The organism is uncultured Fretibacterium sp., from assembly GCF_938030725.1.
Classification (GTDB): domain Bacteria; phylum Synergistota; class Synergistia; order Synergistales; family Aminobacteriaceae; genus Fretibacterium.
In genome coordinates this window covers 1-11,761 of record NZ_CALHIQ010000012.1, presented here as the reverse complement: position 1 = coordinate 11,761, position 11,761 = coordinate 1, and the positions used below count along the sequence as shown (strand labels likewise).

Annotated in this window: 14 protein-coding genes; 1 reads left to right on the top strand and 13 read right to left on the bottom strand. The window is 65.1% G+C overall.

What is annotated here, in order from left to right; genetic code table 11:
- From Q0629_RS00795 to Q0629_RS00735, 13 genes are all read right to left on the bottom strand, one after another.
- Positions 1-336: arginase family protein (locus Q0629_RS00795; RefSeq protein ID WP_298777699.1), on the bottom strand; the 336-nt coding region annotated here is incomplete at its 3' end.
- Between the two features lie 265 nt (positions 337-601).
- The gene (locus Q0629_RS00790; protein ID WP_298777697.1) at positions 602-970 is read right to left on the bottom strand and encodes a S26 family signal peptidase; all 369 of its coding nucleotides are present in this window, start codon (positions 968-970) and stop codon (positions 602-604) included.
- Positions 948-1,394 carry a superoxide dismutase, Ni gene (gene sodN / locus Q0629_RS00785; RefSeq protein WP_298777695.1) on the bottom strand — a complete coding sequence of 149 codons (447 nt, stop codon included), beginning with the start codon at positions 1,392-1,394 and terminating at the stop codon, positions 948-950. Before sodN ends, Q0629_RS00790 begins: the two co-directional genes overlap by 23 nt.
- Before the next feature lie 50 nt (positions 1,395-1,444).
- Entirely contained in the window at positions 1,445-1,870 is a 426-nt protein-coding gene (locus Q0629_RS00780; RefSeq protein ID WP_298777692.1) for a flavodoxin domain-containing protein, read from the bottom strand.
- 229 nt (positions 1,871-2,099) lie between these two features.
- A complete protein-coding gene (locus Q0629_RS00775) occupies positions 2,100-2,327 on the bottom strand; it encodes a Veg family protein (protein ID WP_298777690.1) in 228 nt (75 codons plus the stop codon).
- 278 nt (positions 2,328-2,605) lie between these two features.
- Positions 2,606-3,439 carry an RnfABCDGE type electron transport complex subunit B gene (locus Q0629_RS00770; RefSeq protein ID WP_298777688.1) on the bottom strand — a complete coding sequence of 278 codons (834 nt, stop codon included), beginning with the start codon at positions 3,437-3,439 and terminating at the stop codon, positions 2,606-2,608.
- A 13-nt stretch (positions 3,440-3,452) separates the two neighbouring features.
- Positions 3,453-4,034: an electron transport complex subunit RsxA gene (gene rsxA, locus Q0629_RS00765; protein WP_298777686.1), complete on the bottom strand. Its 582-nt coding sequence runs from the start codon at positions 4,032-4,034 to the stop codon at positions 3,453-3,455.
- Entirely contained in the window at positions 4,031-4,732 is a 702-nt protein-coding gene (locus Q0629_RS00760; RefSeq protein ID WP_298777684.1) for an electron transport complex subunit E, read from the bottom strand. Before Q0629_RS00760 ends, rsxA begins: the two co-directional genes overlap by 4 nt.
- Positions 4,729-5,331: an RnfABCDGE type electron transport complex subunit G gene (locus Q0629_RS00755; protein ID WP_298777680.1), complete on the bottom strand. Its 603-nt coding sequence runs from the start codon at positions 5,329-5,331 to the stop codon at positions 4,729-4,731. Before Q0629_RS00755 ends, Q0629_RS00760 begins: the two co-directional genes overlap by 4 nt.
- Positions 5,328-6,287, bottom strand: a complete 960-nt coding sequence (locus Q0629_RS00750; RefSeq protein WP_298777702.1) for an RnfABCDGE type electron transport complex subunit D — start codon at positions 6,285-6,287, stop codon at positions 5,328-5,330. Before Q0629_RS00750 ends, Q0629_RS00755 begins: the two co-directional genes overlap by 4 nt.
- A gap of 5 nt (positions 6,288-6,292) precedes the next feature.
- Positions 6,293-7,660 carry an electron transport complex subunit RsxC gene (rsxC, locus tag Q0629_RS00745; RefSeq protein ID WP_298777678.1) on the bottom strand — a complete coding sequence of 456 codons (1,368 nt, stop codon included), beginning with the start codon at positions 7,658-7,660 and terminating at the stop codon, positions 6,293-6,295.
- Between the two features lie 153 nt (positions 7,661-7,813).
- Positions 7,814-10,078, bottom strand: coding sequence for a S8 family serine peptidase (locus tag Q0629_RS00740; protein ID WP_298777677.1), 2,265 nt, complete (start codon positions 10,076-10,078; stop codon positions 7,814-7,816).
- Positions 10,079-10,254: 176 nt separating this feature from the next.
- The gene (locus tag Q0629_RS00735; protein WP_298777675.1) at positions 10,255-10,731 is read right to left on the bottom strand and encodes a hypothetical protein; all 477 of its coding nucleotides are present in this window, start codon (positions 10,729-10,731) and stop codon (positions 10,255-10,257) included.
- Positions 10,732-10,996: 265 nt separating this feature from the next.
- On the opposite strand from Q0629_RS00735, the gene Q0629_RS00730 reads away from it, so the two are divergent.
- Positions 10,997-11,761: AAA family ATPase (locus tag Q0629_RS00730; protein ID WP_298777674.1), on the top strand; the 765-nt coding region annotated here is incomplete at its 3' end.

The following is an 11,761-nucleotide window of genomic DNA, read 5'->3' as shown; positions in this document are numbered from 1 at the left end:
CCTGGACGCGAACGCTTCGATGGCGGCATAGGTCGGGTGGATGTAGCCGGGCACTACGTTGACGTCCCCCATGTCCGCCCCCTTCAGGTAGTCGAAGAGGTTGACCTCATGCACCGGATGGTTCGTCTTCATCATGACGGAGATGTTCCGGATGCCCTGCGGCCCGAAGCGGGCTCCGGAACGATAGGAACAGGCGGTGTCGAATGGGATGCCGTAGATGGCAAAGTCCAGTCCGGCAGAGTCCGAAACCCGCTCCATCCGCATAAAATTGCCGACGTTGCAGAAACGAGGCGAGGCAAACGCTGTGGCCGGTTGTTTCAGTTCTTTTGTACTCATGACGTATCGACCTCCATAGGATAGGGGCCTCGAAAGCCCCGCCGCAAAACGCGGCTTCCGTCAGAAACGATGTTCTCCATATCTTTTCGGGGCAGATGCTCAACCGGAGCGATCCATCGCAGAACGGACAGGGTTATAAGACTGCGTATCAGGGAGAGGACTTTGCACCAGTCGGGTGGGGGGCCAGAGCCGTTGCCCGGCTCAAAGGGGTCAGGCCGACGGCTAACGCCGTCGGCCTGACCTTCGGTTTTCATCCTGCAAGCCTTCACAGAGCATCTTCTCGCGTCGTCGGCAGGGATAGAGGCGAGCCGTCGGCCTTGCGCGTCGCCCTCCCCCGGACGTTCCGAAGGGGGATCGGGCCGAAACTCCGGCTGTCGCTGCTCTCCATGGCATTATCGCCCTGCAGGACGCAGCGGCCTCCCGCGACGAGGCCGACGACGCGCTTGATCATCCACACATCCCTCATGAAAGGATGAGGGGCCAGGACGACGTCCCCCACGGCCGGGGGCTCCTCCCGGTAGGCGCTCAGGTCCACCACGACCGGTTCCCCGTCCCTGAGGGTGGGGTACATGCTGTGGCCCCGGACGACGACCGTCAGCTCTGTCGGCGCCTCAGCTGGCCGTATACCAGGCAACCTCCCGCCCCTTCGTGGCCCAGAAGATGCGATGGACCTCCTTGATGCAGTCCATCAGCTCCTCGGCGTGGCTCAGGCTCACCTCGACCTTGCAGGCGGAGCAGAGCTTTGCCGCCTTCCAGAACAGGTCGTGCAGCTGAGGAAACTTCTCCAGGTGCGGCGCCTTGAAGTAGTCCGTCCAGAGGATGAGCAGCTCGGCCTTGGCGATCTGGGCCTGCTCCTCCTTGATGGCGTCATAGCGGCTGAAGCTGTTCAGGTACGCGGTGAAGGCCGCCTTGTCCTTGGGGTCGGGACACTCCAGCGCGATCAGCTTCTTCGTCATGGAGAGCACCGCCTCCGCCGCGATCCGTGCTGCTGCGGGATCGTACACGCCGCAGGGCCCGTCGCAGTGAGCCTCCGCAAACAAAATTTTCTCTTCCTTCACGATACTCCTCTCCCGTCGTGAGATTCTGAAAAACGTTCTCCCGCCGCGCCTCAGCCCAAGAGGGCCTCCGCTGCCGCCTTCATCGCGCTCTCCGCCGCGCCGTCCGGGGTTTCGAGGCAGGTTACGGGCTCGGCCGCAATGACGGCCCCTTTGCCCTCCATGTCCTGCTTCCACGTTTCCATGAACGCGCCTCCGCCCCAGCCGTAGGACCCGAACAGGAAGACCTTCTTCCCCTTCAGGCGATCCTTCAATTCTTCGATGAGCGGAAGGATCTCCGTGTCGTTGATCTCCTCCGTGCCGGAGGCCGGAGAGCCGAACGCCCAGACGTCCGCCGCAGAGAAAGCCGCCTTGTCCACGCCCGCGGCCTCCGAGAAATAGAGCGAGCCGCCCTTCGCCTCAACCGCGCTCTTGAAGGCCTCCGCTAGGGCCTTCGTGTTTCCGGTATTGCTGAAGTACGCCAGACCGATCGTGTTCATTACAATCTCCCCTCCCTCGATATAAAAGCAAAAAGCTACAGTACGATATGTTAGCATAGTCGAACTCAATATGCAGCCCCTCAAAGGACTGTTTTACATATCATCCGGCGCTTTTGATAATTTCGTGGGCGATCGTCAGCCGCGGGCAGCCGCACTGGCCCTGACGGACGGCCGCAAAAAAACGCAAAGGCCCCCGGTTCGGGAAACCGGGGGCTCGTCTGCAAATTGTTCAGTTGACGACCTCAAGCTCCACCTCATGAGTCAGGACCTCAGCGTAGCTGAAGGAAATGGTGCTCTCCGTCGAGTTGTTGTACAGCGTGAAAAGCTTGGGATAGACGTCCGTCAAGATCCCTTCCGTTTCCTCCACCCTGTTGCGGCCCTTGGACATGCGGCAGCGCACCCGCCGTCCCTTGTAAGAAATGATTTGATCTTTTATGGATGTAAGAGTTTTTGACATAAAAAGACACTCCCTCCATTTTTACTTTTTAAAGTATAACACTGATCGTTTAAAAAAGCAAATGGAGCTAGCCCCCACATCCACAAGGCTCGATGGCTTTTTTGGGGAGCAAGCCCGTCGTTGCGCAGGTTAAGCTGACTCTGGACTTACCCCCGTTCGGTGCGGCAAAAAACGCGCAAAAACCATCTCTCTCACGCGCAAAAATAAATGGCCCCCTCGTCGGGGGCCATCTCCTTCGCAGCGCTTCAACCTCGTCAGGGCACGGCCTCCCCGCTGCTCTAGGCCGTCTTGGCGCAGGCGGCCAGGGACTGGCCCGTCTCGATGCACTTGGCGGGGCACTTCTGGGCGCAGAGGCCGCAGTTCGTACACTTCGCGGGGTCGATCACCGCCAGGTCCCGGTCCATGGTGATGGCCCCCACCGGGCAGACCCTGGCGCAGAGGCCACAGCCGATGCAGCCGATGGAGCACACCCGACGCACCGCAGGGCCCTTCCAGTGGGAGCCGCAGGCCACGACGACGTCCGACGTCTGCGGGATGAGCGTCAGCACGTCCTTGGGGCAGGCCGAAACGCAGGCGCCGCACCCGACGCACTGCTCCCGGTCCACCACGGGCAGGCCGTCCGGCCCCATGAAGATCGCGTCGAAGTTGCAGACCTTCGTGCAGGTGCCAAAGCCGATGCAGCCGAAGGGGCACTCGTTGGGGGAGCCGCCGGGCACCATGGCCGCCGAACGGCAGTCCGCGATGCCGCTGTAGAGGGCCTTGCGCGGGGAGCGTGCGGGGGAGCCCAGACAGCGGACGAAGGCGCGCATGGGGACGGTCTCCTCCGCCGCCACCCCCATGATCTCCGCCACCTTGGCGCTCACGGCGCTTCCGCCCACGACGCAGAGGTTGGTCCCCGCGCCCTCGTTCACCACCCCGTCGGCGTAGCTGTCGCATCCGGGGTATCCGCAGCCGCCGCAGTTGGCGCCCGGCAGCACGGCACGAATCTTCCCCACCCGCTCGTCCTGCCGCACCTGAAAGACCACGGAGGCGATGGCCAAAAGCGCTCCGAACACGGCGCCCATGACCCCCATCAGGGCCAGGGGAACGATCAGATCGTGCATGAAATTCATGGCGTTCCCTCCCCTACTTGCCCATTCCGGTGAAGCCCATGAAGGCGATGGACATCAGCCCGGCGGTAATCAGCGTCAGGGGCAATCCCCGGAGGCAGGCCGGAATGCCCTCATTCGTTTCCACGCGCTCTCGGATGCCCGCCATCAGTGCGATGGCCAACAGGAAGCCCAGGGAGGACCCCAGGGCGTTGACGAGGGACTGGGCGAGCGTGTACTTCTCGCTCATGTTCAGAACCGCCACGCCCAGCACGGCGCAGTTCGTCGTGATGAGGGGCAGGAAGATGCCCAGGGCCTTGTAGAGCGTCGGGTTCAGCTTCTTCAGCACCAGCTCCACAAACTGCACCAGCGCCGCGATCACCAGGATGAAGGCCAGGGTGTAGAGGTACTCCAGCCCCAGGGGCACCAGCAGGAAGTTGTAGGTCAGCCAGGTCATGAGCGAGGCCAGTACGATGACGAACACGACCGCGGCCCCCATGCCCACCGCCGTCTTGAGCCGGCTCGACACGCCCATGAAGGGGCAGCAGCCCAGGAAGCGGGTCAGCAGGATGTTGTTGACGAAGATGGAGCTCACGAAGAGCAGAAAGAGTTCCGTCATCTTTGTTCCTCCTTCTCGGTCCGAGCGCCGGGGCAGCTACCGCTCATGGCGCAGGCGGCGCAGCCCGCAGGGGCTTCGGGAGCCGGCTCACCGCGCCGGGCCGCAAGGCGCGCCTGAACGGCGCGGAACAGGGCCATAAAGATGCCCAGCATCAGAAATCCGCCCGGAGCCAGGATCACCAGCAGCGCCGGCTGATAGCCTGCGGGGACGACGGACAGGCCCAGGATCGTGCCCGCCCCCAGGACCTCGCGCACCGCGCCCAGGACTGCCAGGGCGGCCGTGAAGCCCAGGCCCATGCCCAGCCCGTCGAAGATGGAGGCGATGACGCCGTTCCGGGAGGCGAAGGCCTCCGCCCGCGCCAGGATGATGCAGTTCACCACGATGAGGGGGATGAAGATGCCCAGCGCCCGGTTGAGCGCCGGCGCGTAGCCCTCCATCAGGAATTGGATCACCGTGACGAAGGCCGCGATGACCACGATGAAGATCGGGATGCGTATTTCGTCCGGGACCAGCTTACGCAGCATGGAGATGACGGCATTGGAGGCGATCAGCACGAAGGTCGCTGCCAGCCCCATGCCGATGCCGTTCTCGACGCTCGAGGTGACGGCGATGGTGGGGCACAGGCCGATGCACTGGACGAAGGTCGGGTTTTCGGTCAGTATTCCATTCTTGATAATGCTGAGGGGGTTCTGGCTCATCTGCTCTCGCCTCCCTTTAACTTCCTGCTCCAGTAGTCCGCGGCGGCGTTCACTCCCGCCGTGACGGCGGTCGAGGTGATGGTGGCGCCCGATATGGCGGATATCTCGTCCCCCGCCTCCGCGGCGCCCTTCACCACCTTCAACGGCAGGGTCGTCCGATCGTCGAACTGCCGGTAGAAGGCCGGCTCCGCGGAGTGCGCGCCGAGGCCCGGCGTCTCCGCGTGGGTCAGGATGCGGATGGCGCTGACGGAGCCATCCTCCTTCAGTCCCACCACCATGGAGATGGGGCCGCCGTAGCCCTTGGTGGAGACCGTGAGGCAGTACCCCACGCGCGCGTCCCCCTTCAGCGCCTCCTGGGCGCCGGTCACGACGATGGTCCCGTCCTCCGGCGCGACGTCCACGGCCTTGAACGTCTCCGCCTCCGGCATGACGTTCCTCAGGGCGTTGGCCTGGTCCGTCATGCGGGCCTTCAGGATGGCCGTTCGGGTGCCCCGCTCCACGCCGCCAAGGATCAACCCCGTGACGGCGGTGACGAGGAACAGCGTCCCGCCGAGGCGCAGTGCCTTGTGCAGGCTCGTCTCCTCAACTGCCGCGTTCATCTCCGCACCTCCCCCAGAATCCTGGGCTTCGTCACCCTGTCGATCAAGGGCACCGTCGCGTTCATGATCAGGATGGAATAGGACACGCCCTCTGGATAGCCTCCAAACCGGCGGATGAGGGCCGTCAGGACCCCGCAGCCCACGGCGAAGACCACCTGTCCCCGCGCCGTCATGGGGGACGTGGTGTAGTCCGTCGCCATGAAGATGGCCCCGAGGAGAAGGCCTCCCGTCAGGGCCTCCTGCAGCGGCATCATACCGCCGCCGTGCCGGAGCAGTGCGGCCAGCAGGGCCGCCGTGAGGGTGTAGACCACGGGGATGCGCCAGGAGATGACCTCCTGCCACACCAGGAACGCGCCCCCCAAGAGCAGGAGCGCCGCAGAGGTTTCGCCGATGCAGCCCCCCACGTTCCCCAGCAACAGGTCCGCCGTGGACCAGGACGGGCCGGACGCGGCAGACGCTCCCGCGCCGCTCAGCGCCTTCATCGCTGCCAGAGGCGTCGCCGTGCTGACGCCGTCCAGGGACCAGGAGGTCATGGCGACGGGCCAGGAGATCAGCATCATGGCGCGCGCGGCCAGGGCCGGGTTCATGACGTTCCCACCGATGCCGCCGAAGAACTGCTTCACCACGACGATGGCGAACACGGCGCCGCAGGCGGCCATCCACAGGGGGATGGAGGGCGGGAGGTTGTAGGCCAGCAGGAGCCCCGTGACGGCGGCGGAGAGGTCCGACACCGTGACCGTCTGCCCCGTCGCGCGCTGCCAGAGGTACTCCGCAGCCACGCTGGCGGCCACGCAGACGGCGATCACGGCCAAAGCCCTCCAGCCCATGAAGTGAACGCCCGCCACCCCGGCCGGGACCAGGGCGGCGATCACCAGGCCCATGATCTTCTGCGTGGAGAGCGGCGAATGGACGTGAGGCGAGCTCGCAACCATCAACTTCAAGTCTTGTTCCGTCATCGCAGTCATTTCTTCGCCTCCGCTTTCTGCTGGGCCGCCTTGGCCGCCGCGCGCCGGCGCTCTGCCGTCACCGCGGCCTTTCCGTCGCGGCAGCCCTGGGTCAGGGGCCGCGACGCCGGGCAGACGTAGGTGCAGCAGCCGCACTCGATGCAGTTCATGCCGCCCTCGGCCTCAAAGACGCTGTAGTCGCGCCGGCGCACCAGACGATCCAGCGTGGAGGGCACGAGGTGAACGGGGCAGGCCTCGACGCAGCGCCCGCAGCGCAGACAGTTGGATTCGGGCTCCACGTGGGCCGTCCTGGCCGTCAGGGCCACGATGCCGGAGGTCCCCTTCACCACGGGCACGTCGAGGGAGCGCATGGACATGCCCATCATGGGGCCGCCCGCCAGCACCTTCACGGGGGGCTCACAGAAGCCGCCCGCCGCGTCGATCAGCTCGCGGACGGAGATGCCGAGGGGCACCAACAGGTTCTTCGGCTCCGCAATGGCGTCCCCCGTCACGGAGATGACGCGGTCCGTCACGGGAAGTCCCTCGGTCAGGGCCAGCCAGATCTGCCACACCGTCCGGGCGTTCAGGATGATGCAGCCCACGTCCGCGGGCAGCGCCCCAGGCGGGATCTCCTGCCCCGTGACGGATTCGATCAACATCTTCTCCGCGCCCTGGGGGTACTTCACCCTGTGGGGCATCACCTGGATGCGCGTGTGGTCGTGCTCCGAGAGCTCGCCCTCCATGCGGCGGATGGCCTCCGGCTTGTTGGCCTCGATGGCGATGACGCCCTTTGCCTCAGGAAAGAGGCTGAGGCACATCTCCAACCCCTCGATGATGGGCTCCGGGCGCTCCATCATCAGACGGTTGTCGCAGTTCAGGTAGGGCTCGCACTCCGCGCCATTCACGATCACCCATCGGATGACCCGATCCTTGGGCGGCGAGAGCTTGACGTGGGTCGGGAAGCAGGCGCCTCCCATGCCCACGATGCCCGCCGCCCGGATGAGCTTGACGTACTCCTCCGGCTTCGGCCGGTGCCCCAGCTCCTCGAACAGCGTCGGCGCGTGCTCGTTCATGCCGTCGTTCTCGACGACGATGCACGGCGCCACGTTGCCGGGGATCGTCATGCGCGGCGCGACCTCCTTCACGGTGCCGGAAACGCAGGAAAAGATCGGCGCGGCGACGAAGGCATCCGTGTCCGCGATCCTCTGGCCCACCAGCACGCGGTCCCCCTTCGCCACCAGGGGCGCGCAGGGCGCCCCGATGTGCTGGGACAGCGGGTAGACCAGCTCGCCCTTGGGCGCCAGCTGCTGAATCGCCTTCTCCGCGGTCAGCGCCTTGCCCTCGGGCGGATGCACCCCTCCAGGAAACGTCGGCAAATTCGTCATCTTATTCCCCCCAACTGAGTCTATCCAAAACCTCCGGGTTACCGAAGTTTGGTTCTATTCGCCCACGAGGCGACGCGGCCAGATGCAGAACGGGCGGGCCCGAAGTTCAAGGCCCGCCGCCCCGTCCTGCCCTCGCGGGCAGCTTGTGGCCCGCTAACTCCGCCTCCGCCGCACGGAGAGGGCCAGAAGCGGCAGGGCCAACGCCACAGCGTCCAATAATCCCACATCGCACCCGCCGCCTGAGCCGCCGCCGCTCTTTTGGCCACGGTCCACCTTCACGTTCTTGTACCTCGTGGTCAGCAATGCATCCCCGTTCACGGCCCGCGCTCGCACGCGCAGGCTGATGACCCTGCCCTTCGGGACCTCCACGGCGGGCACCCGGATGCGCGCCGAGTCGCTGCCACCGGAGCGGATATCATGCTGAACGGGCGTGTCGTCGATCAGGACCTCCGGGGCCTGAACCTCCACGTAGTTCCCCTTGGAATCCTTGATCTGCGCCCTCTTGGCAGTTTCGTCGTACCGGCACCCCATCAGGGTGAAGGACAGGTCCACGCCGCTGGCGACGCTCTCCGAATCGAGCTGGATATAGCTTTCGGAGATGCCGGGGTCGGGGACGTCGCCGGGGATGTCCGGACTTTCCGGCTGACTCGGGTTCTGCGGTTTTTTGCCGTTGATCCTGCCAGTCACGGTCACCTTGCCCTTCACCTGGAAGACCCCCTGATAGGTCAGGTTGCCGTCCACGTAGAGATCTCCCTCGATGACGATGCCTCCACGGACGATCATATCTCCAACGACGTGCACGCTGCCGCCCGCCGAAACCCTGCTGGACTTCGGCCCCCTTTCGGCGGCGCTGCCGCTCGTCGTGACGCCGCCCATGGACACCAGTCCCCTTCCGGCTCGGATGTTCCGGCCGGCGCGGATGTCCCTCGACACCTCAAGGGCCCCGCCCGCGATGATGTCCCGGCCGGCGGTGGCGCTGCCGTTCCACACGGTGACGTCCCCGGACGCGGCGATGTCCCCCGTTGCGACGGCATCGCCCTTCAGCACGTTGACACTCCCGTTCGTGACGATGTCATCGGACGACAGGCCGTTGCCGGCGACGATGCCCGCGGGCACGTCGTCCGCTCCCGGGGTCGGGGCCTGCGGCAGATTCCCGTGCGCGCTCTGGTAGTCCAGTGCACCCCTGACGTTCAACAGGCGACCGCCCGCCACCTTCCCGGCAAGGGCAGGCTGGTCCTTTGACGCCCCCTCGATCAGGGCGGTCCGGATCTGGTACGCCGTGCGCGTCGGGTCCGCCGCCTTCAGCAGGGCCGCCGCCCCCGCCACGTGGGGAGCCGCCATGGAGGTGCCGTCCATACGGACTACCCGGACATCGTTGGACAGCAGCCAACCCCTCACATCCGCCGCACAGGTCGTGCTGAGGATGTTCACGCCCGGCGCCGCGATGTCCACGTAGGTGCCGCTGTAGTTGCTGAAATCAGTAGCGAAGGTGCGGTCAGAGCTTATGGCCCCCACCGCGATCATGTTGTGCAGCCCCCGGTACGAGGCGGGGTAAGAGCAGTCTCCTCTCTTGTACAGCGGTTCCGTGGCCCCTGGAAGGGTCGGGCCGTCCTGCGGTGCCGGGGCACCGATCTCCGTCCTCTCGTTTCCGGCAGCGACGACGAAGACGACCCGGTTCGTGCTGTCCAGGGCCTTGAGCACCTGCCACATCACGTCCCTCCCCTGCTCTCCCGGCTTCAGGACGGGAGCGTACCAACCCAGCGAGGCATTCAAGGATGCCAGCTTCAGGGTCGGCTGGCCCCTCAACAACCCGATCAGGTATTCGACGCCCTCGATCATCCATCCGGTCGTGCCCACCCCGTCCTCGTTCATGGTACGGAGGGAGATCAGCTTCACGTTCCAGTTCACGCCCACGACGCCCTTACCGTTGTTTCCCCTGGCGCCGATGGTCCCCGCCACGTGGGTGCCGTGACCGTTCTCGTCCTGCCACGAGGACTTGCCCGGCACGAAGTTCCTGCTCAGGGTTCCGTCCACCTTCGCCAACTCGACGCTCTGTGCCGTCGTGTCGATGCCCGTGTCCATGACGGCCACGTAGACGTCGTCGGCCCCCGTCGTGTCCTGCCAGGCCTCGGGCGCCTTAATGGCCTTCAGCCCCCACAGGGCAGGGAAGCCAGGGTCGTTCGGCTCCCTGGCAGACGTCTGCACGACGTAGTTGGGCGACGCGGCCAGCACGTCGTCCCGTTGCAGCAGCTTCCGCACCAGTTCCTCCTCGGAGGTAGCGCCGCTCAACCACACGAAGACGCCGTTCCCCGCCTCGGAGAGGTTGGGGTAAGTCTTCTCCACGCGCGCGCCCACGGCGGCAGCGATGGAGGCCGCGCGGAACGCCTCGCGTCCCACGCGCACGGACGGGGCCGACACCCTTTCCCCCTCGCCCTTAAAAACCGCCAGGACCTCCCCTGGAACGCAGCGGGCCACAGCGGTACCCACCAGAGCAAACAGTGAGGCAAGCGCCAACACAGAGATTAAAATCGGTTGCAGTTTCCTCAAAACACAGCCTCCTCCTCAGCGTATGGGCTCATCGTCGTCTCGGACGATCACATGGCCCGGCACGACAGGACCGTCCCCGTCGTCTTCTCTAACTCTACCGTGACGTAGCGCCGCAGGAAACGCTGCACAAACGCCGCGCGGTCCACCTGCTGCCCCTTCTCATCCACAAAGACGCACTTCGCCAGCAACGGACAGACGTACCTCCGTCCCCCCACGGCCAGCGTGATCTCCTGGCCGTCTATGCCCTCCAGGGACCCCGTCGCTTCCCGCACCTCCAATTGGTCCATAGGAATGATGGTGCGCTCCCCGTTTGGGCCTATGATTGCAAAGTCCGCCATAGGCGTCTCGGGCTTAGGCTCCGGCACACCGATCGGTGCGGGCTCGGCAACCTCCATGACAGCCTCGTCGACCGAGGCCAGGGGTGTGGGCTCGACCTCCTGCGGCGCGACCGCACCCTCCGCGGCGAGCGACGCCGCCAGAACGGCAGCCGCAGCGACGCGCAGGGGGAAACTCATCTTCTTCATCGTGCGAACCTCCTCGAACTGAAACGATTGACTCCATCACTCATTATACGCCAACTCGCCGCCGGCTGCGGCAGTGCGGGAGGACCTTTCAGCCTGTTTTTTATTATAGCGCACCCCCTCCCCTCTCGATCCGGACGACCGTCCGGCCCGCCTTCGCTTCTCGTTTTTCCCCATGGGATTAAAGCTATAATAATGGACGTACGGCGGGGCCATACGGCAAGACAAACCGAGCCCCGGTCCCAGAACAAGGCGAGGTGAAGGAGCGATGAACGAAAAGTTAAAGGCGCTGCCCATCGGGACGTACAACTTTGAGAAGCTGAGGCGGATGAACTGCGTTTACGTGGACAAGACGGCGCGGCTAATGGAACTCGTCGAGGCCGGGGCATGGTACTTCCTCTCCCGCCCTCGGCGGTTCGGCAAGTCGCTGACCCTCTCGACGCTCGACGCCCTGTTCGGCGGCAAGGCGGAGCTGTTCCGCGGCCTCGCCGCCGAGGCGTGGGCCGCAGAGCAGGCGAAACACCCCGCGCCCGTGCTGCGGCTCGACATGAGCATGATGGACACACGCGGGGTTTCGGAGTTTGAAGCTTCGCTGATAAGAGAATTGACGCGGAGGGCGGAAAGCGCAGGGGTGCACGTTAAAAGCATACTTCCCGGCGGCGTGTTTCAGGATCTGATCATCGGGCTTTATGATCAGGGCGGGCCTGTGGTTGTCCTGATCGACGAGTACGACAAGCCCATCCTGGACAAGATCGGGAACCTGGAGGCGGCGGAGGCCATGCGCGAGGCGCTCCGCACCCTCTACACCGTCCTCAAGGGCTGCGACGAGTACCTCCGCTTCGTCATGCTGACTGGCATCTCCAAGTTCACCAAGACCGGCGTCTTCTCCGCCATGAACAACCTGATGGACATCTCCATGACGGAGAGGTTCGGCGACGTCGTGGGCTACACTCAGGAGGAGCTTGAACGGGACTTCGCGGGCTGGATCGACGACGCGGCCGGCAAGATGCGCCTCTCCCGCCAGGAGCTCCTG